Annotated in this window: 25 protein-coding genes, 1 pseudogene, 1 riboswitch and 1 other annotated feature; of the genes and pseudogenes, 17 read left to right on the plus strand and 9 right to left on the minus strand. The window is 31.0% G+C overall.

Annotated elements, in window-relative coordinates; genetic code table 11:
* From O3801_RS02745 to O3801_RS02760, 4 genes are all read left to right on the plus strand, one after another.
* The coding region (locus tag O3801_RS02745; RefSeq protein WP_371454013.1) for a restriction endonuclease subunit S at positions 1–664 on the plus strand (664 nt) is incomplete at its 5' end.
* Positions 665–718: 54 nt separating this feature from the next.
* Complete coding sequence (locus O3801_RS02750; RefSeq protein WP_371454014.1) at positions 719–3,748, plus strand: type I restriction endonuclease subunit R; 3,030 nt, start codon at positions 719–721, stop codon at positions 3,746–3,748.
* 181 nt (positions 3,749–3,929) lie between these two features.
* Positions 3,930–4,820, plus strand: coding sequence for a restriction endonuclease (locus O3801_RS02755; protein ID WP_371454015.1), 891 nt, complete (start codon positions 3,930–3,932; stop codon positions 4,818–4,820).
* Between the two features lie 188 nt (positions 4,821–5,008).
* Positions 5,009–6,349 (plus strand): ISL3 family transposase, encoded by a 1,341-nt coding sequence (locus tag O3801_RS02760; protein ID WP_483299472.1) that lies wholly within the window; start codon positions 5,009–5,011, stop codon positions 6,347–6,349.
* 50 nt (positions 6,350–6,399) lie between these two features.
* Here O3801_RS02760 and O3801_RS02765 read toward each other — a convergent pair whose 3' ends face one another.
* Positions 6,400–6,723 carry a thioredoxin family protein gene (locus O3801_RS02765; RefSeq protein ID WP_371454017.1) on the minus strand — a complete coding sequence of 108 codons (324 nt, stop codon included), beginning with the start codon at positions 6,721–6,723 and terminating at the stop codon, positions 6,400–6,402.
* Positions 6,724–6,936: 213 nt separating this feature from the next.
* A riboswitch (Lysine riboswitch) is annotated at positions 6,937–7,072 on the plus strand.
* A gap of 96 nt (positions 7,073–7,168) precedes the next feature.
* On the opposite strand from O3801_RS02765, the gene lysA reads away from it, so the two are divergent.
* From lysA to alr, 6 genes are all read left to right on the plus strand, one after another.
* On the plus strand, positions 7,169–8,461 hold the full coding sequence (gene lysA / locus O3801_RS02770) for a diaminopimelate decarboxylase (RefSeq protein WP_371454018.1): 1,293 nt from the start codon (positions 7,169–7,171) through the stop codon (positions 8,459–8,461).
* Between the two features lie 63 nt (positions 8,462–8,524).
* Entirely contained in the window at positions 8,525–9,415 is an 891-nt protein-coding gene (gene dapA / locus O3801_RS02775) for a 4-hydroxy-tetrahydrodipicolinate synthase (protein ID WP_371451451.1), read from the plus strand.
* A 2-nt stretch (positions 9,416–9,417) separates the two neighbouring features.
* Positions 9,418–10,161 carry a 4-hydroxy-tetrahydrodipicolinate reductase gene (gene dapB / locus O3801_RS02780; RefSeq protein WP_294682213.1) on the plus strand — a complete coding sequence of 248 codons (744 nt, stop codon included), beginning with the start codon at positions 9,418–9,420 and terminating at the stop codon, positions 10,159–10,161.
* Positions 10,162–10,629: 468 nt separating this feature from the next.
* On the plus strand, positions 10,630–11,331 hold the full coding sequence (dapD, locus tag O3801_RS02785; RefSeq protein ID WP_294681521.1) for a 2,3,4,5-tetrahydropyridine-2,6-dicarboxylate N-acetyltransferase: 702 nt from the start codon (positions 10,630–10,632) through the stop codon (positions 11,329–11,331).
* Between the two features lie 17 nt (positions 11,332–11,348).
* Positions 11,349–12,506: a M20 metallopeptidase family protein gene (locus O3801_RS02790; RefSeq protein ID WP_294681523.1), complete on the plus strand. Its 1,158-nt coding sequence runs from the start codon at positions 11,349–11,351 to the stop codon at positions 12,504–12,506.
* Between the two features lie 86 nt (positions 12,507–12,592).
* Positions 12,593–13,666 (plus strand): alanine racemase, encoded by a 1,074-nt coding sequence (gene alr / locus O3801_RS02795; RefSeq protein ID WP_294681525.1) that lies wholly within the window; start codon positions 12,593–12,595, stop codon positions 13,664–13,666.
* A 208-nt stretch (positions 13,667–13,874) separates the two neighbouring features.
* Here alr and O3801_RS02800 read toward each other — a convergent pair whose 3' ends face one another.
* From O3801_RS02800 to O3801_RS02815, 4 genes and pseudogenes are all read right to left on the minus strand, one after another.
* Positions 13,875–14,375 carry a universal stress protein gene (locus O3801_RS02800; protein ID WP_294681527.1) on the minus strand — a complete coding sequence of 167 codons (501 nt, stop codon included), beginning with the start codon at positions 14,373–14,375 and terminating at the stop codon, positions 13,875–13,877.
* A 178-nt stretch (positions 14,376–14,553) separates the two neighbouring features.
* Positions 14,554–14,778, minus strand: coding sequence for an immunoglobulin-like domain-containing protein (locus O3801_RS02805; protein WP_371454065.1), 225 nt, complete (start codon positions 14,776–14,778; stop codon positions 14,554–14,556).
* A 12-nt stretch (positions 14,779–14,790) separates the two neighbouring features.
* Positions 14,791–15,105, minus strand: a pseudogene (locus tag O3801_RS02810) (YuzB family protein); the annotation flags it as partial.
* 92 nt (positions 15,106–15,197) lie between these two features.
* Entirely contained in the window at positions 15,198–15,857 is a 660-nt protein-coding gene (locus O3801_RS02815; protein WP_294681531.1) for a TIGR01906 family membrane protein, read from the minus strand.
* Between the two features lie 193 nt (positions 15,858–16,050).
* On the opposite strand from O3801_RS02815, the gene treR reads away from it, so the two are divergent.
* The 7 genes from treR (at position 16,051) to O3801_RS02850 (ending at position 23,075) form a co-directional block, all read left to right on the plus strand.
* Positions 16,051–16,773, plus strand: coding sequence for a trehalose operon repressor (treR, locus tag O3801_RS02820; protein ID WP_060913493.1), 723 nt, complete (start codon positions 16,051–16,053; stop codon positions 16,771–16,773).
* Positions 16,774–17,078: 305 nt separating this feature from the next.
* Positions 17,079–17,459, plus strand: coding sequence for a class Ib ribonucleoside-diphosphate reductase assembly flavoprotein NrdI (gene nrdI / locus O3801_RS02825; protein ID WP_294681534.1), 381 nt, complete (start codon positions 17,079–17,081; stop codon positions 17,457–17,459).
* A complete protein-coding gene (nrdE, locus tag O3801_RS02830; RefSeq protein ID WP_294681536.1) occupies positions 17,446–19,536 on the plus strand; it encodes a class 1b ribonucleoside-diphosphate reductase subunit alpha in 2,091 nt (696 codons plus the stop codon). Before nrdI ends, nrdE begins: the two co-directional genes overlap by 14 nt.
* A 24-nt stretch (positions 19,537–19,560) precedes the next feature.
* A complete protein-coding gene (gene nrdF / locus O3801_RS02835; protein ID WP_294681538.1) occupies positions 19,561–20,529 on the plus strand; it encodes a class 1b ribonucleoside-diphosphate reductase subunit beta in 969 nt (322 codons plus the stop codon).
* 9 nt (positions 20,530–20,538) lie between these two features.
* Complete coding sequence (locus O3801_RS02840) at positions 20,539–21,105, plus strand: histidine phosphatase family protein (RefSeq protein ID WP_294681541.1); 567 nt, start codon at positions 20,539–20,541, stop codon at positions 21,103–21,105.
* 89 nt (positions 21,106–21,194) lie between these two features.
* Entirely contained in the window at positions 21,195–21,758 is a 564-nt protein-coding gene (locus O3801_RS02845; protein ID WP_294681543.1) for a histidine phosphatase family protein, read from the plus strand.
* A 105-nt stretch (positions 21,759–21,863) separates the two neighbouring features.
* Positions 21,864–22,092: a binding site (T-box leader), on the plus strand.
* 65 nt (positions 22,093–22,157) lie between these two features.
* On the plus strand, positions 22,158–23,075 hold the full coding sequence (locus tag O3801_RS02850; RefSeq protein ID WP_294681544.1) for a homoserine O-succinyltransferase: 918 nt from the start codon (positions 22,158–22,160) through the stop codon (positions 23,073–23,075).
* Between the two features lie 54 nt (positions 23,076–23,129).
* Here the strand turns inward: O3801_RS02850 and O3801_RS02855 are convergent, their stop codons facing one another.
* From O3801_RS02855 to efeB, 4 genes are read right to left on the minus strand one after another with little or no spacing between them, the layout of a single operon-like run.
* Positions 23,130–23,324, minus strand: a complete 195-nt coding sequence (locus tag O3801_RS02855; RefSeq protein ID WP_294681546.1) for a twin-arginine translocase TatA/TatE family subunit — start codon at positions 23,322–23,324, stop codon at positions 23,130–23,132.
* Entirely contained in the window at positions 23,324–24,037 is a 714-nt protein-coding gene (gene tatC, locus O3801_RS02860; RefSeq protein WP_294681548.1) for a twin-arginine translocase subunit TatC, read from the minus strand. The genes O3801_RS02855 and tatC overlap by 1 nt, the downstream gene beginning before the upstream one ends.
* A gap of 10 nt (positions 24,038–24,047) precedes the next feature.
* Entirely contained in the window at positions 24,048–25,745 is a 1,698-nt protein-coding gene (locus tag O3801_RS02865; RefSeq protein WP_371454019.1) for an FTR1 family iron permease, read from the minus strand.
* Entirely contained in the window at positions 25,723–26,958 is a 1,236-nt protein-coding gene (gene efeB / locus O3801_RS02870) for an iron uptake transporter deferrochelatase/peroxidase subunit (RefSeq protein WP_294681551.1), read from the minus strand. The genes O3801_RS02865 and efeB overlap by 23 nt, the downstream gene beginning before the upstream one ends.
* Position 26,959: the final 1 nt, after the last annotated feature.

A 26,959-nucleotide genomic window follows, 5' to 3' on the forward strand; every position in this document is an offset into this window, starting at 1 on the left:
ATCTAATATTTACTATGATATTTTACAAGAAGCTGCTATTATAGTTGAAGTAAATATAAATGATCAAGTAATAATAAAAATGTTGGGAGAGTTAGGAGATTTTACTAATGGATCTGGTATGCCTAAAACTATTTTTGATGAAAAAGGTGATGTAGGTGCAATTCACTATGGTCATATATATACAAAATATAATTTATTTGTATATACTCCGATAATAAAAGTTAGAAAAGAAAATTCAATAAAGTTAAAAAAAGTGAACTATGGAGATATAGTAATTGCTAAAACTTCAGAGAATATTGATGATATAATGAAATCAGTAGCCTATTTAGGAAAAGAAGAGGTTGTAGTTGGTGGTCATGCTGCAGTATATAGACATAAACAAAATCCAAAATATTTATCGTATGTTTTTAATGGATATAATGATTTATTAAAACAGAAAAACAGATTAGCTAGGGGGGTTAAAGTAATTGAGATATCATCAATTGATATGGAGAAGATTAAAATCCCTATCCCCCCTCTTCACGTTCAACAACATGTTGTATCAATTCTTGATAAGTTTGATACTTTAGTGAATGATATTAAAGAGGGATTACCAAAAGAAATAGAACAACGTCAGAAGCAGTATGAATATTGGAGAGAGTGTTTGTTAAACTTTCCAAGATAACAGGTTATTATGAAAAAATTGATATATAAATAAAAAAGGAAAAGGAGTGAGAGTATGTCAGAAGAAAAATTCAAGTATAAAACTTCGCCAATCGCAGAGATGCAGGGCGGAATAGTTTTAGCGAGGTTTGAAAAGCCTGAACGTAGAGTAGAAGAATATCAAACTGAATCACAACTTGAAGAAAACATGATTAATAATCTAGTTTCACAAGGGTATGAACGTCTTGATGTTAGAAGTATGGATGATTTATATGTGAATCTTCGTGTACAAATTGAAAAACTAAACGATGTTAGGTTTAGTGATAGTGAATGGAAAAGATTTCTACTAGAGTATTTAGATGCGCCTAATGATGGGATAATCGAAAAGACTCGTAAGATTCAAGAAAATCATATCTATGATTTTATATTTGATGACGGTAGATTAAGAAATATTAAAATAATAGATAAGAAAAATATCCATAACAACCATCTACAAGTAGTTAATCAGGTGACTGTCGCTAAAAATAGATATGATGTGAGTATTTTAGTAAATGGTTTACCTCTTGTTCACATTGAATTGAAAAAACGTGGAGTTAATATTCGAGAAGCTTTTAATCAGATTCAAAGATATGAGGACGAAAGTTTTAATCTAGATAATTCGCTTTATAAGTTTGTGCAAATTTTTGTAATCTCAAATGGAACATACACTAGGTACTTTGCTAATACGACTGAACGTGATAAGAGTAATTATGAGTTTACTTGTGAATGGGCAGATGCTAAGAATAGGGTTATCGCAGATTTAGAAGACTTTACAGCGACGTTCTTTGAGAAGAGAACTATTCTTGAGATTTTAACTAAATATTGTATTTTTAATTCAAGAAATGTGTTGTTAATCATGCGTCCTTATCAAATTGCTGCGACTGAAAGACTATTATGGAGAATTAATTCTAGTTTTGAAAATAAAAAAGCCGGAAGTGTAGAAGCTGGTGGATTTATCTGGCATACTACTGGATCTGGTAAGACTTTAACATCATTCAAGTCAGCAAGATTAGCAACTGAGTTAGATTATATTGATAAAGTATTCTTCGTAGTTGATAGAAAAGACTTAGACTATCAAACTATGCGTGAATATCAAAAATTCCAAAAAGATAGTGTAAATGGAAGTAAGGATACTAAAGAATTAAAAATTAGTATTGAAAAACAAGATAATAAAATAGTTGTTACAACAATTCAAAAATTAAATGAATTTGTTAAGAGTAATAAAGGTCATGAAATTTATAATAAGCATTGTGTATTTATTTATGATGAATGTCATAGGTCTCAATTTGGTTTAGCTCAAAAGAACATTCAAAGTTCATTTAATCATTATTACCAATTTGGTTTTACAGGAACTCCGATATTTGTAGAAAATTCATTAGATGGGAAAACAACTTCTGATGTATTTGGTGCACAATTACATAGTTATGTAATCACAGATGCGATTAGAGATGGAAAAGTTCTTAAATTCAAGATTGACTACAACAGTATTAATCCGAAGTTCAAGAGTTCCGAAGAAGAAACAGATGATGAGAAACTAAAATCTCTTGAGAATAAGATGTTCCTACACCCAGAACGTATTACGGAAATTACTAAGTATATTCTTGATAAGTTTGATTCTAAAACTTATCGTAATACGCAATATACGGTGAAAGATAAGCGTATCAATGGATTTAATGCGATGTTTGCGGTGCAAAGTGTAGATGCGGCGAAGATGTATTATGAAGAGTTTAAAAAACAACAGGCAAACTTACCTGAAGATAAAAAATTAAAAGTCGCAACAATATTCAGTTACGCTCCAAATGAAGAAAGAGCTTCAGGGGAGATTGAAGAAGAGAGTATGTCATCATCAGCGATGTCAACGACAGCGAAACAATTCTTAACTAATGTAGTTGATGATTATAATTCATTTTTCCAAACTAACTTCACGATAGATGGTAATGGATTTGAGAATTATTATAAAGATTTATCAAGTAGAGTAAGAAATAAAGAAGTAGATTTACTAATTGTTGTCGGTATGTTCTTAACTGGATTCGATGCTCCAACTATGAATACATTATTCGTTGATAAAAACTTAAGATACCATGGGCTTATTCAAGCATTTTCTAGAACAAACAGGATTCTAAATAAGATGAAAGCCTTCGGTAATATCGTTTGCTTTAGGAACTTAGAAAAAGCCACTAAAGATGCGATTAAATTATTTGGTGATGAAAATAGTATCAATGTAATTATCGAGCGTAGTTATGATGAATACATAAATGGATTCACGGATGAAGATACAGGAGTCGTATTTAAAGGCTATAAGGAACTATGTGAAGAAATCATAGAAAAATTCCCAGATCCAACAGAAATCAAACTAGAAAAAGATAAGAAAGAGTTTGTTAAGGTATTCGGTGAAATCTTGAAGAGAGAAAATATTTTAAGAAACTATGATGAATTCAGTAGTTTTGAGAAGATAATTTCTGAGAGATTGAAACAAGACATGAAGAGTACGTATATTAAGATAAAGGAAGAGTCAATATCGCAAGATCCTACTGGTGGTGGAGACCGAGGAAAAGGTGGAAATGATGAGAAGATTGATCTTTCTGATGTTGAATTCCACATCGATCTTCTAAAAACTGAAGAGGTAAATCTTGATTATATCCTAGCTTTAATTCTTGAAAAAGCTAAAGAGCAAGGTACGAATAATGAAACATTAAAAGAAGAAATAAGAAGATTGATTCGTTCTTCACTTGGAACAAGGGCCAAAGAAGAATTGATTATTGAATTTATCAATCGTACAGACCTAACTAAGTTTGATAAAAATGAAGACATACTAGAAGCCTTCTATGAATATGCTAAGATTGAGAAAGAACAAAAAATAAATGAACTTATTTACGAAGAAAATCTAAAAGAAAAATCTAAGAAATTCATAGAAAAATCAATTAGTAGAGGATATGTTGCCCAGGGTGGGACTGAATTAGATGATGTATTACCACCGGTAGGTCGTCGTGGTGGAGCTAGAGAAGTTAAGAAGCAATCGGTTCTTTCTAAATTGAAAGATATCGTTAAAGTATTTGTGGGGATATAATTAGAGGATAGTTAAATATAGAATTTAATGGCTATTCAAGAAAATAAACCTCCAAAATTCATTTAAATTTTGGAGGTCATTACCTATATAAAAGATGGTTATTTTTTATTGTCTTTTTTTATGTACATGATTTATGCTATAATAAAGTTGATATTAATTGATTTCATATTAGGAGAAGGATATGTTTAAGAAATGTTGCAGTAGTAGAAGAGAAAAAAATTATAAAATACACCACAGTCCTAGACCAATTAAACTTTCAGAAGAAATGGATACTGTAATAAAAGAATTACTTTGGTATACTCCGAATATTGATTCATACCAATCAGATAAAAATGAATTAATTTCTGATAAGATATATGATGAATTTTCATTTACCTATGTTATGAATCAAATGGGAATGAATGAAAGTCGTGATGTGAAGTGGATAGGTTCAAAGGATGTTATAAGTAATGATGAATGGAGATTTTTTGAGGGGAATATTTGTTCTAATTGTCAAAAAATAATAGTTGCGAAATATACTACATTTTCAAAAATAAATGCTTTATTAACTGCCATTAGAAACTGTATAGCACATGGTCATTTTGCCATAGTGGAGGATTATATTATTGGATTTAATAGGAAATTATTAACAAAAGATCCTGAGGGATTAAAGAAATCTGTTATTAAGATTAAACCTAAACCATTACTTGCAGCTTTAGAGAAGTTGACTTCACCAATAGGTAAAGAATTATTACTAGCATATGCTTTTAAAAATGTTGGTTATAAAGTTACGGAACCAAAAAATAGAAGTGCAGACTTTGATTTATGTCTTGAGAAAAAAGGAAAGAAATATGTAGTAGAAATAAAATCATATAAAGGTCAGACATATTTACATCCTGAGCATGTTATGAGATTTCTTAAGAGAGCAGAAGAAAAAGTACCTGACTATGAAAAGATATTACTTATTGATACATCGAGGGTGACCAAGTCAGTAAGGCAATTAGAATCGAAAATTAAAGGTTTTAGAATTGTTGATATAAATGATGTAAAACTATTACTAGGTGAAGAACCTGTAGATATATTAGCAAAATAAATCTATAACTAATAACAAGAGCGATTCAAAAATAATAACTTTGAATCGCTCTTATTTTTTATGGTTGTATACTAAATCCGGGGCATGGAAAAATTCCAGCCCCGGATTTCTATTTTTATATGCAAAAAGACAAATATCCAATATAATTAAAGTGTAGAAAAATAATTAACTAAGAAAGGATATTTGTCATGTCTAATTTTATCACAAATTTACTATTAATAAAAGACCAAAATATAACTATGAAGGATAAACTTGATTTAATCAATATAGATGGTCAAGATACATTCTTATTTCATGGGACTTTATCATATGAACCAAAGTGTTGCACAAACTGCGGTTGTAAAAAAGAAGGAAATAATATAGTTAAAAATGGATTTGGAGATCCGTTAAAAGTAGCTTTATTAAAGATGTCAGAATGCCCTACATACCTTAGATTAAAGAAACAACGTTTCAAATGTAGAGAATGTAATTCTAAGTTTTGTGCTGAAACACCATTTGTAAAAAAACACTGCAGTATATCTAAAAACCTTCTACTTCACATTATGAAGAATCTTTCTAAGACGCTATCATTTAAAGATATAGCTGAATTAAGTAATGTATCAGTATCTACAGTAGTAAGGGTAATGAAATCATGTAGAGAAGCTGTAGAAGTTAAGACTCATTCAAACCTACCAAAGCACCTATGTTTTGACGAGATAAAGTCAACTAAAGATAGTAAAAATGGAATGAGCTTCGTATTCTTAGATGCTAAAACACATGATTTTATAGATATAGTAGATGGACGAACACAACATATATTAAAACAATACTTTATGAGATACCCAAGAAAAGTAAGGAAGAAAGTAAAAACGATCTGTATAGATATTTACCCACCTTATATGAATATGATTAGAGAAATGTTCCCTAATGCTGAGATAATTATAGATAGATTTCATATGGTTCAAAATATTAATAGAGAATTAAACAAAGCTAGAGTAAAACTAATGAATCAATATAAGAATAAAAAAGGCTCTACTTACACTATTTTAAAGAATTTCTGGAAAGTAATATTGGAAGATAGAGATAAAGTAAATTCAATAAAAACATTCTATTCTAGAAGCTTTAAACGCTATGTAACTAGAAAGGAAGTATTAGATTATATATTAGCTATAGATGCTGAATTTACAGCTAGTTATGAAAGAGTTCATGAGATAAGAGAAGCTATTAAGACTAAAGATTCTGTAGAATTAGAGAAGTATATAGATATGGATACTAGAGGATTATCTAAAGGTGTAACTAAAGCTATAAATACTATGAAAAAGCATAAAGAATATATGCTTAACGCTATTAAATATAAGTATTCTAATGGTCCATTAGAAGGATTTAATAATAAGATAAAATTACTAAAGAGAGTATCTTATGGATATTCTAGCTTTAGTAATTTCAGATTACGCATTTTAATTATGTCTAGATTATTTGTTTCTGAATATAAAAATAATGTTAAACTTAGTGAAAGTAAGAAAAAATCTAAGCAGCAAAATGCTGCCTAGATCTTATTTCCTATTTTTCTCCATGCCCCGAATTTGACAAAGAGCCTTTTTTATTTAATTTGTTCACTTACAGCACTTACTTTTTCTAGAATTTCATCTAGACTGAAGTAGCCGCTTTTTTGAATAGATAGTCTTCCTTCGATATATACTTCTACAGTTGGTGCTGAAAGAATACCACGCTGTGCAGCAATTTCCATATTTTCTTCTAATGAAATGTAGTATGCTGCGATATCTTTGTGATCTTCTTGCCACGTAGTAATTCTGTTTTTTATTGAATGACATGGCATACATGTTGTTGATCCGTATTGAATAATCGCTATATCATTATCACTGATAATTTTATTTAAGTCGTCATTTTTTGTGAAATTAATCATATTTTATAATCCTTTATTTTTTTATATAAGAAGAAGTATAGTATGCTGTCTTCTTTTAATATGTGTATATTATAGTTGTTTTAAAAGTTAATTACAACTATTATTAATTGTGTATATACATGGTTCAAAAATAGAATATTATAAAAATTTTCTGAAAACTGTTGACAATAATTTTAAAACATGATATTATTTATACAACGTAAATAGATAAGTATTATAAAAAGAGGCCGCGATGACTAATTTAAAAGGTAGCATCGCCGAAGTGATTAAATTCACTGGGGTTATGTCGAATAGGCATAACACTGTCATTAGAAAATGCCCATTTTCTTCATGGTGAGCTTTTTATAATAAGGGCAAGAGGAATAGGATAGAATTATAAGCTAGACTACAAGAACCTTTTGTTCTTGTAGTCTATTTTTTATAACATTTTATGAAGGAGAAGATAATGAGATTATTTGATGGTATGACAGTAGAAAATGGTGAACTGAATATTTCAGGAGTTGGAGTAAGTGAGTTAAAAGCTCAATATGGTACACCACTTTATGTTTATGACGAAAATATGTTAGTGAACCAATGTAGAACTTTTATTAATAATTTCAAAAGTTCAAGATTTAAAACAGAAGTTCTTTACGCATCGAAAGCTTTTAGTTGTTTAGAAGTATTAAGAATTGCGGGTAGAGAGGGCTTAGGTGTTGATGTGGTTTCACTTGGTGAGATTCATACAGCATACAAAGCTGGTTATGATATGAAACGAGCTTATTTCCATGGAAATAATAAAACTCGTGAAGAATTACAATATGCTCTAGAAGTTGGAGTAGGAACTATCGTTGTAGATAACGACTATGAATATGAAATGATTAATGAAATCGTAAGAGAGAGTGGAAATACTATAGATGTACTTCTAAGAATAAATACTGGTATCGACGCTCATACTCATGAATACATCAAAACAGCAAAAGATGATTCAAAATTTGGTTACTCAGTATACGATGAAACAATATATGATTTAATCGCAGATATTAATAATCAAAGCAATCTTAACTTCGTAGGATTCCACTCACACATCGGATCACAAATTTTTGAAAAAACTTCATTTTTCGAAGCTGTAAAAGTAGTAATGGAATTTACGAAAAAAGTTCAAGAAAGATTAGGTTTAACTATAAGTGTTCTTAACCTAGGTGGAGGTTTTGGAGTTTATTACACTGAAGAGGATAGACCTTTTGAACTTGTTGAATTTTTAAGAGAGTATATCGAAGTAGTTGAACGTGAAAGTGATAATTTCGGATTAGACTTAACTAAGGTAGTTATTGAACCTGGTAGAAGTTTAACGTGTAACGCTGGTAGCACATTATACAGTGTTGGTGGAGTTAAGAAGACTTTTGCAGGTCGTGAATATGTGTTTGTTGATGGAGGTATGGCAGATAATCCTCGTTATGCATTATATAAAGCAAAATATGAGGCTATGTTAGCTAACAAGATGAGCGAAGAAGCAGATACAACTTATACAGTTGCAGGTAAATGCTGTGAGTCTGGAGATATGTTAGTAATGGATGCGAATTTACCTAAAGCTGAGCAAGGTGACTTACTATTAGTATCATCGACTGGAGCATATAACTATAGTATGAGTAGCAACTACAATAGATTACCGAAATTACCGGTAGTATTTGTAAAAGATGGAAGTAGTCGCCTAGTAGTAAAAGGTGAAACTTTAGAAGATTTAATTAGACAAGATTTTTAATACATAAAAATATAAAACAATATTAAAAAAATATAAAAAGATAGATACAAGGAGAAAAATATTATGACAATTTATACAGGAAGCGGAGTAGCAATAGTAACACCATTTTTCGAGGATGGAAGTGTAGATTATGAAACATTTGGAGAGTTAATCGAATTCCAAATTAGTGAAGGAACAGATGCAATTATCGTAGCGGGAACTACTGGTGAGAGTTCAACTATGCCTGACGATGAACAAGTAGCGGTAATTAAATTTGCGATTGATAGAGTAGCAGGACGTGTACCAGTTATCGCAGGTAGTGGGGTTAACGATACAGCTCACTCAATTAGATTAAGCCAAGAGATTGAAAAATTAGGACCGGATGCATTATTAGTAGTAACTCCTTACTACATCAAAACTAGCCAACAAGGTTTAATCGAGCACTTCGAAGCTATCGCTAATAGTGTTGATTTACCAATCGTACTTTATAATGTACCAGGAAGAACTGGGCAAGTTATGGCGCCTGAGACTATTTTACACTTATCTCAACACAAAAACATCGTGGCATATAAAGATGCTGTAGGTGATATCGCTCATACTTTAGCAGTTAGAAACTTAGTAGGTGATAACATCGATATTTACTCAGGAAATGATGATATTAACGTACCGATTATTTTAGCGGGTGGTAAAGGGACAATCTCTGTTCTAGCTAACGTTTATCCAAAAGCAACTCACTTAATGTGTAAATATGCTTTAGAAAGACAAGTAGATAAAGCTTTCGGACTTCAACTTAAATATTTAGACTTCATCCACATGTTATTCGCTGAGCCAAATCCAATGCCAGTTAAAAAATGTGTAGAATTAATTGGAAAATCAGCTTGTCACTACCGTCTACCTATGACACACGTTGCTCCAACATTAGCAACAAGATTAGAGCAAGAGATCGCAAGACTTAATTCATTACAAGGAGAGTAAAAATGAGAGTTTTATTAAGTGGTTATAATGGAACTATGGGACAAGTTCTAAAAAACTATATTCAAGACAGTACTGATTTAGAAATTGTTGCAGGTGTAGGCCGTGAATTACTAGAAGAGAAATTTCCTACTTATACTTCATATGAAGGCTTAGAAAAAATTGCTGATGTGATTATTGATTTTTCGCATCACGCAGGTACAGAAGAACTAGTAGAGTATGCAAAACGTACTGGAACAAAAGTTGTAATTGCTACGACTGGTCACACTCAAGAAGAATTAGAATTAATCGATGAACTAGCTACACAAGTAGGGGTAGTTTATGCAGGGAATTATAGTTTAGGAGTAAATGTTTTAGTAGAATTAGTAAAAAAAGCTAGTGAATTGTTACTAGGATATGATATCGAAGTTATTGAAAAACACCACAATAAAAAAGTTGATGCGCCTAGTGGAACTGCAAAAATGTTAGTAGATGCGGTCAAAGATGTAGAAGAGTACACTAGAGTTTATGGTCGTCATGGAGATATGAAACGTCAAGAAAAAGAGATTGGAATTCATGCGGTTCGTGGTGGAACTATAGTAGGTGAACATGAAGTGATTTTTGCTGGAGAAGATGAAGTAATTGAGATTAAACATACAGCTCTAAGTAAAAAAATGTTTGCAAAAGGATCTGTTACAGCTGCACAATGGCTAAACACTGTAGAAGAACCTAGATTATATTCTATGAAAGATGTACTAGGTATAAAATAATAAAGTCAGGAGGGATTCAAGAGACTCTGTATAGGAGTTTAATTGAATCATCGCCACTCAGTTTATAAAAATATCAATATACACGGGGCTGCGCCAAAAGTAGTAGATTTTAAAAATAGTTTACATGAAAATTCATAGCCTCAGCAGTAGACACAATCCAATCAGTTTCGTCTTATGACTCACTTCTTGGTGTGTCCTTGCATACGTTATACGTAAGAATTTTAACGTGTCTTTGGCACTAAAAATTCTAACGTACAACGCAAGTGGTTTATTGATATCTAAAATCGCTTTATAAAAGCTTTTTAGATATCTAATAAACTGTGCGGGGGGTGACTCTACAAAACCGATTTCTACGAAATCGCGATTTTTGAGTCACTCCCTAAAAAAATACTATAATAAAGTTAGATTGACATATGTAAAAATTAGATATAAAATAGAAAAAAATTGTATAGATTATAGGAGAAAGAAATGAAATCAACAGAAGAAATTATTAAATTTATAGCAACATCAAAAAAGAAAACACCGGTAAAAGTTTACGTTAATTTTAACGCTGATGTAGAATTTACAGAAACTTTAGAAGTTTATGGTGAAGGAAATTCAAGAGTAATTTTTGCAGATTTCGCTGATTGGGTGGAATTTTACGAAGCTAACAAAGCTGTGGTAGTAAATCACCGTGTAGAAAATGATCGCCGTAATAGTGGTGTACCGATGATTGATTTAACTCAGTTTAATGCTCGTATTGAACCAGGATGTTCTATCCGTGAACACGTTAGTATTGGGGATAATGCGGTTATCATGATGGGTGCTGTTATTAATATCGGAGCTAAAATTGGTAAAAACACTATGATCGATATGAATGCTATTTTAGGTGGACGTGCAGAAGTTGGGGAAAACTCTCACGTTGGTGCTGGATCTGTCTTATCAGGTGTTATTGAACCAGCCAATGCTACACCAGTACGAGTAGGTAACAATGTTCTTATCGGTGCTAATGCTGTAGTATTAGAAGGTGTTCAAATTGGAGACAATGCCGTTGTTGCAGCAGGAAGTGTAGTAACAAAAGACGTAGCTAGTGGGGATGTAGTAGCGGGTGTTCCTGCACGAGTAATCAAAACACGTAGTGAAGTTGCAGAAGAAAAAGTGGATATTATCGCAGAATTAAGAAACTTATAATAAAGTAGGAAAAGAAGATGAAAGTAATTACTGAAGAGAATTTAACATCATGGCGTAGGCATCTGCACCAAAATCCAGAGTTATCTTTGGAAGAGTATAAAACAAAAGAATTTATCGCTAGTGTTTTAAAAGAATACGGTATAGAGTATCAAGAGGCACTTGAGACAGGACTAGTAGTGATTTTTAAAGCTAGTGTTGAAACTAAAGATACGATTTTATTTAGAGCGGACATTGATGCACTTCCTATTTCAGAGGAAAATGATGTTGATTTTAAATCAAATAATGATGGTGTAATGCACGCTTGTGGTCATGATGGACATACTACTATGCTTTTAGGTAGTGTTATAGAAGCTGCTGATTATTATAAAAATAACGATACAAAGGTAAATAGTATTTTTGTATTTCAACCTGCTGAAGAAACTTTTGGTGGTGGAAATTTATTAATCAATGATTTTGACTTCTCACCGTATAATATTTTAGCAAGTTATGCATTACATATGAATCCAGATTATCCAGAAGGACATATAGTTTCTAAACCGAAAGAAATTATGGCTAGTGCTAATGAATATAGAATTTATATCAAAGGACGTGCAGCTCACGTAGGTTTAAAAAATACTGGAATTGATGCCCTTAATGTAGCTACAATGTTTTTCCAAGAGATGTTAAAACTTAATGCGTTACACACTAAAGCACGTAACACTAACATTATTCATATTGGTAAAATGTACGGTGGAGATGCGATGAATGTCGTTGCTGAGAATGCATATATGGAGGGAACGATTAGAACATATAGTATGGAAGATTTAGCGGCGATTAAAGCTGCGATCGAAAATACGCGTGTAGGACTTGAGCATCTTACTGGTGCAAGTATTCGTGTTGATTTTGCTGAAGGATATCCGGCGGTAATTAATGATGAGGCTCCTTATCAAGTAATTAGAGAAGTTATTGAAAAAGAAAATATCGACTATATTGAGTTAGAGGAAGCTTATCTATATGGGGAAGATTTCTCATTCTTCAGTAGACTTTCTCCTATAAACTATAGTTTTTTAGGTTTAAGAAACGAAGAGAAAAGCTATGTTTCAGGACTTCATACACCAACTTTCAACTTTGATGAAAAAATATTAAAAGTGGGGGTTCAATATTACCTTGGTATATTGAAATATTATAACGAGTAATTTTTTGATTTTTTAGTGAGATAAACGGGAGTGATTTAAAAATCGCGATTTTTGAGTCACTCCCGTTTAATTAAGAAAGGATCTTTATGGCAACAATTGAGTTAAATTATAATAATATACGACAAAACGCTATTAATTTAAAAGAACAGGCACAGGATATAATAGCTGTAGTTAAAAATAATGCGTATAATTTAGATTTAAGAGAATGTGTAAAATTATACTCAGAAGTAGGAATTAATTATTTCGCTACGACAAAAGAAGAAGAATGCAAGGTAATAAGGGAAACACTTGGTGAGGATGCTAATATCTTTCTTTTAAATCCAACTTATGACTTTGATTTAGCTAGAGAGTACAATATTGAGATAAATATAGCGAGTCTTGAATATTTAAAAGAAAATCTTGAAAGACTTAAAGATTTAACATTGCAGTTGGAATTTGCTGGTAGTATGAGACGCGCTGGAGCAAGAAATCTGGAAGAAGTGTTAGAGATTATAAATTTCTGTAAAAAAAATAGTTTGAAATTAAAAGGATTTTGGTCTCATTTTTCGTTTGCGGATGAATTTGATGGCTACTATGAAAAAGAAAAAGAGTTAGTTTTAAATGTTCTTGATGAAGCGCAGAAAGTTCATGAGTTTGAAGTAGTCCATCTGCAAAATAGTGCCTCATTTTTACGTGATGGTTCATTTGAAAAAACAACTCACCAGAGATTAGGGATAATTCTTTATGGAGCTATGCCATATAATGTTAAGGAAAACCCAGTAGCACTTAGGGATTTAGTTATTAAAAATCCGATTACTGTTTATGGTGAGATAATTAATATACTAACATTAAATAAAGGTGAATGCATAGGATATTCTAATTCGTATATAGCTGATAGTGATAAGAAAGTAGGGGTCGTTAATATTGGTTATGGCGACGGAATATTAAGAGACAGGTTAAAAGGAAAAACTTGTATAATTAATAATAAAGAAAGAAATATTTACTCAACGATGATGAGTCACTTAGTTGTTGAAATAGGTGATGAAGAACGCATTGGAGATAGAGTTTATATTTATGATGATAAACAACAGCTTCATGATTATACTAAGTATTTCGGACCGAACTCTGTTCAACTTGCTGCATTAAATTATAATAGTTTGAAAGTGAAGAAGATATATTAAAAATAATGAGAGTGATTCGAAAAAATCGATTTTTTAGAAATAGTGATTTTTGAGTCACTCTCTTTTTTTATTTGTGAATTTTATAAAGAAATAAAAGAAAGAAATGACTCATGAAATGCATGTGTCATTTCTTTTAAAAAAGGAAAAATTTTAAATGAATTTAAATTAACAAATATTAATCTAAATATATTAGAGATACTTATTTATCTTATTTTTCTTGTTCTTCTTGGAATTTTTTAGCAATTTTTGCTTCAAAATCTTGAGGGATAGAACTTTGTTTAATTACGATTACGTCAGATTTAGCATATCTAACGATACCTTCAGAAACTGATCCCATAAGCATACGTTTGAATCCAGTTAATCCTGAAGAACCACAAACTACAAGGTCGATACCTTTTTCATCAACGATGTCTTCACTAAGAACAATTTTTGGAATACCTTGTTCAACAATACCGAATACTTTTGTTAAGCCAGCTTCTTTAGCAGATTCAGCATAACTATCAACTAATTCTTTAGTACGTTTGTAGAATGAGTTGAAAATATATGGATCTGATAAACCAGAAGTTGCGATTGTCGCATCAATTACAGACGCGATATATAACTCTGCATCCTCATTTCTTAATGCTATAGCTACAGCATTTGTAAATGCCCACTCAGCTTGTTTAGAACCGTCCACTGCGACTAAAATTTTAGAATATTTGTTTTCCATGATCAGAACCTCCGACTTCTATTTCTTTACTTATATTATATCACATTTACAAAAAAAGTAAACGCTATTTTCATAAAAACAGTATTAATTTTTAAAAATAAAGCTAAGAAAACCTATAGGACTATACAACTTTGCATTTTCCTATAGGTTTAATCTTTTTAAAATTTATGAATATTGATTATACGTTTTCATCAACTACAGTGATAAGTCGTTTTCTTTTGTGCTCTTTATCATCTATTGTTACTTTATATACTAATTCGTAAGTTCCTGGTTTAGTATTATCTACTTCACCTTCGATAATAAGATCATCAAGATAAGATTTTCCGGCTTTACGAGCAATGATTCCTTCTTTTCCTAAATCAACCTCTTCGCCTACTTTAACAGTGACATTTTCAGGAATAATAAAGTAAAAAGTACGCTCAAGACGACGTTCAAGACGTTTTCTGTATTTTTCTTCATCTTCTGCACTCATACGATCTCTAAGTTTTTCATCAACTAAAGGCATTAGTTCAACTTCAGTATCAGCAATACAGATTCTACTATTTACAAGTGTGAATGTTTGTGTTCTTCCCGGTCCACAATAAGATTGACATCCTATGATGAATTCAGCATTAGGTGCTTTCTTTTTCAATTTTGGGATTAAAGTTTTAAGATTAACACCAAGACAATCATCGCATAATCTAAATGTTACTTTATCTTCAGTAACAACATTTTTATCATTTTGAGCCATAATTTATCCTTTCGTATTTTATTTATTTTAAACTAAGACTTATTATATCACATATTTCTTATAAATAACATTTTAAATATTGTATGAAGAAATTAAAAATTTCTAAATCTTTTTTTTAATATGTTGTTTAAAACAAGAAGTGCTACAAAAAGCAATAATATGTGCAGAATAATCGTTGTAATAAGACTGATGAAAAATTCTTCAGGAACCATTTTTATTAGATTGGATTCATCAGGACTTAATAACCATAGATCATTAGAGAATAATAACTGATGGAATTTTATCCAGAATGAATTAAAATTGTATGAAATTATACCAGCTAAAACTATTATTAATATTATGAATGCTAATAATGTTTTATTGAATGTTCTAGTAATGTAGAACATTGTCTTGTGTTTAGATAACATTATAATTAGAATTGTAGTAATTATAAATACTGCTATGAGGAATATCATTGTATAAAAACTTACATTATAAAGTGTTCTAACATCTTTCATGTGTAGAATATCTTTTTCTGTAAACCATGATGTATTCAGCTCAGCTTTACTATTTAGATAATCTAAAAGATTTGATGTATTGTTTATTAAATCATCACTAGATGTATTGATATTAGGTGCTAAATTTCCTTTTGAAAAAAAATTTTTATAAAAGTCTAGGTTAAAACAATTGTAAAATATTATACCTAGTATCGCACTAATAAATAGTGAAAAATTTTGAATAACAATGAGTATTTGTCGTGTATATTTGTTCATATTAATACCTCCAATTAGTATTATAACATATGATTATCAAGGAATATAAGTGGTTTTACTCGAATTCGGTTTACATATTTACAGAAATTAACAAAAAAATCGTTTTTATAAAAGTTTTTGAGTAAAAAATATTTAATATTTAGGTGAATTATGTTAAAATATACGTATATAATTATTTATATTGGGGGAAATCATGAATAAGTTTTTTAAGATCTATTTAGAGTTAAGAGAAAAAATAGAAAATAGGCAATATAGGTCTAATTCACTTTTGCCGAGTGAAAATGAACTCGCAAGAGAATATGATGTTTCTAGGGAAACTATAAGAAAAGCTTTGTTATTATTATTAGAAAATGGTTATATCCATAAAATTCAAGGCAAAGGATCTATTGTTCTTGATGTTCATAGATATAGACTACCAGTAACAGGGCTTTTAAGTTTTAAAGAACGTCGACAATTTCAAGACGTTGAAGCAACTACTAAGGTAATAGTAAATGAAGAAGTTGAGGCTCCAGATTTTCTAGTACGCCTTGGTCTTGTGAAACGTGGAGAAAAATTAATTTACTTAGTTCGCCAAAGAATTGTTGATGGCGAAGCAGTAATATTAGATAAAGATTATATTAGAAAGAGTGCAATTGGAGAATTACCTACAGACCGTGTAGAAGAATCATTATATGAATATTTAGAAAATGACTTAGGTATAAAAATTTCATATGGAAATAAAGATTTTAAAATCGAACCGGTTAGTGAAGAAGATTCTACATATATTGATTTAAATGGTCATAAACATATCGCAGTGTTACGAAGTGATGTATATACGGAAGGAACTGATTTTCTTCATTATACAGAAAGTCGTCATAGAGTCGATAAATTCCATTTCTCAGAATTTGCTAGAAGAAAATCTAATAGAATTAATTAAATTATTAATAGAAGAGAACTTTGAACAATATTATTTGTTCTGAGTTCTTTTTTGCAAAATTTCAAGTGAAAAATTCTTAAGTAATTTTTTTTACTATAATATTTTTCACTATAATTTTGTCTAAAAGTTAATAAATGAACTAATGAAATATTAAATAAGTATAGAAATTTTGAAAAATATTTTCATGGATTTTCAAAGCAAAATTAATCGTTGAAAAAATGAAAAATAGAGTGTATAATAAATATATGTTTGAAATTTCCAGGAAATAATCCTCGGAAATGTTTTTGTGGGAGTGTGAGGAAATAATGAAGATTATTGTTTATTCATTGACTGGAAATTGTAAAAGATTTGTAGACATGTGTGAGATTCCCAAAGAAGATGTAATTTATTTACAGGATATTGATTTTGATGTGGATTTCGATTATATCCTTATAACACCAACATTTGGCTTTGGAGAAGTACCGGTTGCGGTTGCTAGTTTTTTAGAAGAGAACCATAATCATTTAAAAGGTGTTGTTGGTAGTGGAAATAAAAATTGGGGTGAACGATTTGCCAATGCTGCTGAAATTATTAGCAGTGAATATAACATTCCGTTACTAATGAAAATTGAATTACATGGTAATAAAAAAGATATAAGTGAATTTAAAAAAATATATTTGGAGAGTGTAAAGAATGGAGAAATTTAACCATATTGAACTAAATAATGAAGTAACAAAAAGAGGCGATAATGGATTTTTCAAATTAGAAAAAGACGTGGAAGCTATTGAAGAATTTCTTCGTGAAGTAGACTTTCGTACAAAGAAATTCAGTTCAGAGATTAAAAGACTTAGATATTTAGTAGAAGAGAATTTCTACTATAATATCTTTGATAAATATATTGAAGATGAAATTTTAGAATGTTTAGAATTAGCTGCGAACTTCAAGTTTGAATTTAAGAGTTATATGGCAGCAAGTAAGTTCTATAAGGACTATGCATTAAAAACAAATGATAAAAAACAATATTTAGAAAACTTTAACCAACACGTATTTATAGTAGCTATGTACTTAGCTGATGGTGATGTAGCTTTAGCGAAAGAGCTTATGATTTCAATGCTTGAACAGAGATTACAACCAGCAACACCAACATTCCTAAACTCAGGAAGAAGTCGTCGTGGTGAGTTAGTATCATGTTTCTTATTAGAAGTAGGTGATTCACTTAACTCTATTAACTACATCGATTCAACTGCTAAACAACTTTCAAAAATTGGTGGGGGAGTTGCGATTAACTTATCGAAACTACGTGCACGTGGTGAAAGTATTAAAGGTATTAAAGGGGTAGCTAAAGGTGTTATTCCTGTAGCTAAATCCTTAGAACAAGGTTTTGCATATGCAGATCAACTTGGACAACGTCCAGGAGCAGGTGCTGTGTACTTAAATATCTTCCACTATGATGTATTAGAATTCTTAGATACTAAGAAAGTTAATGCCGATGAAGAATTACGTCTTCCAACGATTTCTACAGGTATTATCGTACCATCATTATTCTTTGATTTAGCTCGTGAGAATAAAGATTTCTATATGTTTGGGCCTCATTCAATTTATGAAGAATATGGTTTAGTGTTAGATGATATTGATATTGCTAAATACTATGATAAATTTGTAGCGAATGAAAATATTATGAAGCGTAAATTTGATGCTCGTGATATGCTTAACTTAATAGCACAAACTCAATTACAATCAGGATACCCATACTTAATGTTCAAAGATAATGCTAATAAAAATCACGCACTTCGTGAAATTGGACAAGTTAAGATGAGTAACTTATGTACTGAGATTTTCCAATTACAAGAAACTTCAGTAATTAAAGATTACGGTGAAGGAGATATCATTAAACGTGATATTTCTTGTAACTTAGCGTCATTAAATATCGTTAATGTAATGGAAAGCAAAAAAATTAAAGAATCTATTTACTCAGGTATGGATGCATTAACATTTGTAAGTAATTCTACTAAAATCAAAAATGCGCCAGGTGTAGTAAAAGCTAATGATGAATTCCACTCTGTTGGATTAGGAGCTATGAACCTTAATGGATATTTAGCGAAAAACCTGATAGCTTACGAGAGTGAAGAAGCAAAAGATTTTGCTAATGTCTTCTTCATGATGATGAATTACTATACATTAGAACGTTCAATGCAAATTGCTAAAAAACGCAATGAAACATTTAAAGACTTTGAAAAATCAGATTACTATAATGGAAGTTACTTTACAAAATATATTGAAAATGACTACTTACCTGTAACCGACAAAGTGAAAGCACTATTTGAAGGGATTTATATTCCAACAAAAGAAGACTGGAGAAGTCTAAAAAATAGAGTAAAAGAAAATGGTTTATATCATGCATATAGAATGGCTATTGCACCAACTCAAAGTATCTCATATGTTCAAAACTCAACATCAAGTGTATTACCAATTGTTGATAAAATTGAACGTAGAAGTTATGGTAATGCTGAAACATTCTACCCTATGCCATACTTAAGTCCAAAGACTCAGTGGTTCTATAAATCTGCATTTACTATGGACCAAATGAAACTTATTGACTTAATGTCAGTTATTCAAGAACACGTAGACCAAGGTATTTCTGTGATTTTATTCGTAAATTCTGATATTACAACAAGAGAACTTGCAAGATATTATATTTACGCACATCACAAAGGATTGAAATCACTATATTACACAAGAAACAAACTACTTTCAGTAGAAGAATGTACTTCTTGTTCTATATAGAAAAGAGAGGAAAAATTACTAATTATGAAAGCAGTAAACTGGAATAAACAAGATGACTTAACTTTCATGTATTGGCGTCAAAATATTGCACAATTTTGGGTTGATACTGAGTTTAAAGTGTCAAAAGATATTAAAAGTTGGAATGAAGATTTAAACGATAAAGAACGTGAAGCTTATAAAAAAGTATTAGCTGGTTTAACTGGTCTTGATACTCAACAAGGTGATAAAGGTATGCCACTTGTATCTTTACATACTGAAGATATGAGAAAACAAGCTGTTTATAGCTTTATGGGAATGATGGAGCAAATTCATGCGAAAAGTTATTCTACGATCTTTACATCATTAATTCCTTCACAAGAAACAGACTACTTACTAGATGAGTGGGTTCCAAGCAATCCAGAACTTCAATTTAAAGCGAAATTAATCGAAGACTATTATATGAGATTATTTAAGCCAGAAGTGCCAACATATGACTTATACATGGCTCGTGTAGCGTCTGTATTCTTAGAAAGTTATATTTTCTACAGTGGATTCTTCTATCCATTATATTTAGCTGGACAAGGTAAAGTAACTACTTCTGGAGAAATTATTCGTAAAATCTTATTAGATGAAACTATCCACGGAAGCTTTACAGGATTCGATGCTCAAGAAATCTTTAGAACTCTTACTCAAGAAGAGCAAGAACGTGCTGAAAAAGAAATGTATAAACTACTATTAGATTTATATGAAAATGAGTTGAAATATACTAAAGATATATATGATGAAATTGGTTTATATGAAGAAGTAAAAGATTATGTTGAATATAATGCTAACCGTGCATTAGCTAACCTAGGATATCCTGGATACTTCGAAGATAAAGAAATCAATCCAATTATTGAAAATGCGATGAATACAAATACTAAGAACCATGACTTCTTTAGTGTTAAAGGTGATGGATATGTAGTTAGTATGAATGTTGAATCAATCGAAGATGAGGATTTCATTTTTGAATAGGTAAATGATATGAAAATTTTATTAGTTAGACATGGTGAAACAAACTATAATAAAAACAGATTAATCCAAGGCCATAGCGACATTGAATTAAATGAGACTGGTAGAAATCAAGCGACTTCTGCAGGAGAAAAGCTAACGAATCACAATATTGATTATGCTTTTAGTAGTCCTTTGAAAAGAGCAGTAGAAACAGCAAGACTTATGCTTGATAACTCTAATAATAGTCAAAATATTTCTAAAGTGATAACTACCGATGAGCGTTTAATCGAAAAATTCTTTGGAGATTTTGAAGGAAGTACATTTGAGGAGTATTTTACTGCGCTTGAAAATAATCAAGGTTTAGAGTCAGTTGAAAAAGATGAAGATGTTTATGAGAGAGCTAGTTCATTTTTTACTGAAAAATACTTAGATCATAAAGATGATACAATTTTAGTAGTTTGTCATGGCGCATTAATTCGTGTATTTTTAAGAACATTAGGATTATATCCTGAGTCTAATATACTAATTAATAATACTGCATTAAATGTGGTACATTATGATGGACATGAGTTCGTATTAGAGAAATTTAATATTTAAAATTATTAAGGGAACGGCTAAGAAATCATAGTTTTATAGAAATTGATTTAATTGGTCGCTCCCTAATTTTTTAATAAGGAGATGAGATTATGCGTATTATTTTAGCAAGACATGGAGAAACAGATTATAATAAAAATAAATTAGTTCAAGGTCATACAGATATTCCTTTGAATGAGGAAGGAATTCGTCAAGGGATTGCTGCAGGGAAAAAAATAGAAGGATATACTATTGATATTGCGTATAGTAGTACTTTAGGAAGAGCGTTTGATACTGCTAGATATATGTTAGACAATTCAAATAGTGAAGATAATAAAAAATTAGCTGTAATTAAAGATAAAAGATTAATTGAGAAGTCATACGGCGAGTATGAAGGAGTCTCTTTTGCCGAGTATGGAGCTGGTCTTAAGGCTGGAGAAACAAGAGGAATGGAACTAGATTCTGATGCTGCTGATAGAGTAGAAGCATTCTTTAAAGAAAAGCATGCAGAACACCCAGATAAAACGATATTAGCAGTATGTCATGGTGGTTTAATTCGTTCTTTCTTAACTCAAAAAGGTATTAAAGAAGTTGGACGTGGAGTTATAGTGAATACTTCAGTTAGCGTCCTTGAATACGATGGTAATAAATTTGAACTTGTAGAGTTTAATAAATAAGTTTAGTTTTTTTTCTCAAAAATAATATCCAAGAGATTTATATTTTTGAGACGCTTTCTATTGACAAATAGTGTTAAATTCTTTATACTATTAAGTAAATTAATATGTAAAACATTGAAGAGATAAGTAGATTATAATTGATTCAAAACAGAGAGCTTTCGGTCGGTGTAAGAAAGTAAGATGAGATGTAATTGAAAATGGTCTCGGAGTAATAATTATCTAATAGGTAATTACGTTAGTGCGCGATATAGCACAGCGGTATGAACACGTACCGATTAAGGTGGATATTTATATCCATAAACATGGGTGGTAACACGATAAACTCGTCCCTATTGCATTAATTTGTAATAGTGGCGAGTTTTTTTATTTAAGATAAAGAATAGTTAAGGAGATAATACAATGCCAATATGTATTCAAAATGAATTACCGGTAAAGAATAAATTATTAGAAGAAGGAGTAGTCGTAATAGAAGAGAATAGAGCTAAAAATCAAGATATACGACCATTGAAAATTCTAATTTTGAATCTGATGCCTAAAAAAGAAGAAACTGAGCGTCAATTACTAAGACTTTTAGGTAACTCTCCGCTTCAAATTACAGTAGAATTTCTTCATACGACAAGTCATATCGCAAAAAACACAGCACAGTCTTACTTAGAGAAATTCTATAAAACATTTGATGAAGTGAAAGATAAATATTATGACGGACTTATTATTACAGGAGCACCTGTTGAACAATTAGAATTTGAAGATGTAAATTACTGGGGAGAACTGAATAGCATTTTTGAATGGAGTAAGACTCATGTCTTTTCAACATTAAATATTTGTTGGGCAGCTCAAGCTAGTTTATACTATCACTTTGGTGTTAAAAAAGAACAAGTAGATGATAAGATATTTGGAGTTTTTGAACATGATGTTCTTATAGAAAATCATACATTAACACGAGGATTTACAGATACTTTCTTAGCCCCTCATTCTAGACACACTAAAATTGAAGAAGAGAAACTACCTACTATTTCTGAACTTGATGTATTAGCGAGATCAGAAGAGGTTGGGACATTAATCGCTGCGACTAAAGATCTTAGAAAGGTTTTTGTAACAGGGCATATAGAATATGATGCAGATACACTTCATAATGAATATGTACGTGATAAGAATAGTAATCTTCCAATCGAAGTTCCTGTGAATTATTACCCAGGAAATGATGATACGAAGGCACCTAAAAATAGATGGCGTGGAGTGGCTTACTTATTCTACCACAACTGGTTAAACCAAGTTTATCAACAAACACCATATGATTTAACAGATTTAGGAAAATAATATAAAAGAAATAGACTTTACAGATATGCTTAAAACATATTGTAAAGTCTTTTTCTAGTTATCTTTTTTTTCGTCTTTTTTATCTGAGTTTTCCTCTTCTGTCAGTCCCGAAATTGATTTTTTAAATGATGTGAACATTTTTCCAATTGATTCTCCAAGTTCAGGTAGACGTTTAGGACCAAAGATTATTAGAGCAGCTATAATAAGTACTATAACTCCAGGAGCTCCTATATCACGTAAAAATCCCATTACTTTTCACCTCTTTTGTTGTATATATACTTGCTAATAATAATGCTAATTTCATAAATTAAAATTAATGGTATTGACATAACGATATCACTTATAAAGTCAGCAGGTGTAATAACTACTGCTATTACAATTAGTATAAAATATGCATATCTTCTATTTCTAGTTAAGAAGGTAGGTGTTAATATACCTAATGATGTTAGGAATGCGACAATAACAGGAAACTCAAAAAGTATCGCTATCGGTATTGTCGTATTAATGACGAATGATAGATAGTTTTGAGCTGTTAATTGAGTATTGAATAAATCATCTCCTATAGAAAGAAGCACATTTAAGATAGCAGGAGTTACTAGAAAGAACCCGAAAGCTAATCCTACTGAAAAACAAATGAATACCGCCGGTATATAAGCTAGTAATGCACGAGCTTCTCTTTCTTCTAATGCAGGTTTTATAAATGCCCAGATTTGATAACAAATAAATGGTATCGAGAATGTGAAGGCACAAAGTCCTGCAAGAGTTAGATATATCCATAGTATATCATTAGGTCCAAGAACAATCAATTTATTATTAAAATTACTAGTTAAAAATTTATAAATATCCGCTGACCATAATAAACTAACTATGAAAGAGACAATAAAAAACACAAGGCTTAGTATTAGTCTCTTTCTAAGTTCGGTTAGATGATCCACGGTAGAAACTTTATCTCCATATTTCATCGCGAGTTACCTATTTATTTTTAGATTTTTCATAGAATATGCTAATGGCTACAACAATAATATAAATAAGTTGAGCTATTACTACTTCAAAACTAGGATAAATTCCTAAAATTTCAATAGTAGGTAGATAATCTATAATGTGATTTGATAGGATATCAGTTATTTGTAAAGCATGTATACTTACTCCAAGCATTTTGAATCCTAGAATGTATATTAACCAAGATAACACTAGGAATACTTTGCTGATAGATAATTTTCCAGAAGCTTTAACCATGATTATACCGATAATTATTAAAGCGACAATAGCTAGTGCTATCCCGATTAGTAGGTTAGCAGTAGTGATTAATGGCATAATACCAGCATAGAATAAAATAGTTTCTGCCCCTTCACGGAAAACAGCTAGGAAGCTAAGTGTAAACATAGAAATAAAGCTTCCAGTAGAAAGTACTAGATTTAACTTTGTATCCATATATTTCTTCCATGCTTTTACAGAACTTTTACTATGTAGCCAGATTCCTATACCTATCATCATGATTACTGCGAATATACCAACAACACCTTCGATGATTTCACGGTTAGTACCAGATGATAGAGCAGGGAATGAGTATTTTAAAATAACGGCTGCTAGTATACTAGTAAGGATACCTACTAAGGCACCTGCATAAATCCAAATTAAGCCTTTTTTCTGTTTAGCAGCTTTTAATGCGCTTGCTAAAGATAAGACAATTATTAATGCTTCAACACCTTCACGAAGTAAAATTAGCATAGAATCTATAGCAGTATAGTTAGATTTTGTATCAATTTTTGAAAGTTTTGAGATTAGGTTTTTAAGCTGATCTTGATACTTTTGTTCGCTACCTTTAACCATAATAATAGGAGTTTCGCTCTCTACTTTTGTATATAGTGAAGCGTTTCGTGTACGAACTTCTCCTTCAATAACAGGCCATACTTCAATGAATTTCTTCATTTTCTGTGAACCTTGGGCTTTGTTACCTTCTTTAAAGGCTATAAGACTATCTTCAAGAAGTTTTATTCCTTGGTCAAGTGTTTTAACTTCTGAATTTTGTTCTAGTTTTTTACCGGCTAGGAAATCATCTAGATAGTTTTTTAAATCTGTTAAATATAATTTTGTAGTTTGATAATCGTAGGGTTCAACTTCCATAGAACTACGTAGAAATGACATTGTTGTTTCTACTTTTCCATAGTAAGCAGGTTCAAGTGTTCTTACGATACCTTCATTACGAACCCAAGCAGCATTGTATTTAACATATTCTGCTTTCATAGTTTCAACATCTTTAGTGTCGATTGCCTTTTCTAATTTATCGAAAGCGGGGTAAAGTTTTGTTTTAAAAGCTTTTTTCTCGGCTTCAACGTCTAAAGGATTTTGTTCATTTTCAAAAGCAAGTAGAGCAGTTGATAATTCTCTAAGTTGCTCTTCATTAATATCATTTGATTTTAATGTTTGTTTAACTTTTCTTCCAGCTTCAGAATCTGAATTTTTTGTTGCTTCAAATTCTGTTTTAAATTCTTCAATTAATTTTTTAGCTTTGTCTTGTTCATTATTATTTATTGCAGTATTAGTATCGGTAATTTTTATAAAAAGATTACTGTACGATTCTTTCGCTACGATATTTTTTAGAAATGGTGAACTAAAACTGAAAAGTACTATAAAAGCTAAAATAATTTTAGTCAAATAGTTTTTGGCCAATATATTCACCCTCCTTAATTCCTCCAAAACATGCGAATAAACCACTTCCGATGTGAGTTATATATTCATTCATCTTATCTTCGTTTCCTAAACTATTTTGAATAGTAATAAATTGTTTTGGGTCTTTTTGGAAAGAGATAAATAGTAGACCAGAATCGAATTGTCCTGTAGTTTCATTAATACCGTCTGAATAAGAATAAGAACGTCTTAATAATTCTACGCCAGGTTTATGTGCTAAGTGGACGTGTGAAGTTACAGGAATTAAAGGTTTCCCATCTGGACCTTTTTTATTAAGATCAATTGGTGCGAATTCATCAGTTTCTCCGAAAGGAGCACCACTATCTTTATATCTTCCAAAAGTATTTTCCTGTTCATTTAGACTTGTTCTATCCCATGTCTCAAGGTGCATTTGGATACGTCTAACGGCCATGTAGCTACCATCTTTCATCCAGTTGTCCTTATCGCACCATACAATCTTATCAAATTGGTCTTCTTTAGTTGCATTAGCAGTACCGTCTTTAAATCCGAAAAGGTTACGCGGTGTTTCAAGACGATTACCAATAGCAGCAAAACCAGATTGACTCCACTTCATAGTTACAGTAGAGCGAGCCTTTCTAACCAGGTTACGTACTGCATGGAAGGCTACCTGTTCATCATCTGCACATGCTTGAATACAAATGTCCCCACCTGTATATTTTTCTTTTAGTTGTTCTCTTGCGAAAGGAGGTAAGTCTTTAAATTCTTCAAGACTTTTATTCTCTAAGTTCATTTTCTTTAAGAAACTTGGACTAACTCCAAATGTCAGAGTTAAACGATAGGGGTTTAACCCTACCGTTTCTCCAGTATCTTTTGGTGGTAAATAATGGTTTTTAAGGGCGGGTTCAACTAGTTCACCGTTCATTAATTTTTCACTATATTTAGTCCATTGCTTAAACATGTCGATTACATCATCACGCTTAGTTGAGTGTAAATCTAGTACGACAAAATAAACACATTTTTGCATAAGAGTAGTAATTCCAGCTTGGTGTTTGCCATAGAATGTAATTTTTTCTTCTCCATCAGCTATAGCTCGGTTATTCTCAGCTTTGTTTGCGAAAAATCCACCAAGAGCAGAAGCTCCAACAACTGCTCCGGCTCCAGTCATTCCTGCTTTTTTCAGGAAATCACGTCTTGTTATTTTTTTGTCAATCCATTTTTTACCAGATTCTTCCATA

The organism is Gemella sp. 27098_8_149 (assembly GCF_041433745.1).
Lineage (GTDB): Bacteria > Bacillota > Bacilli > Staphylococcales > Gemellaceae > Gemella.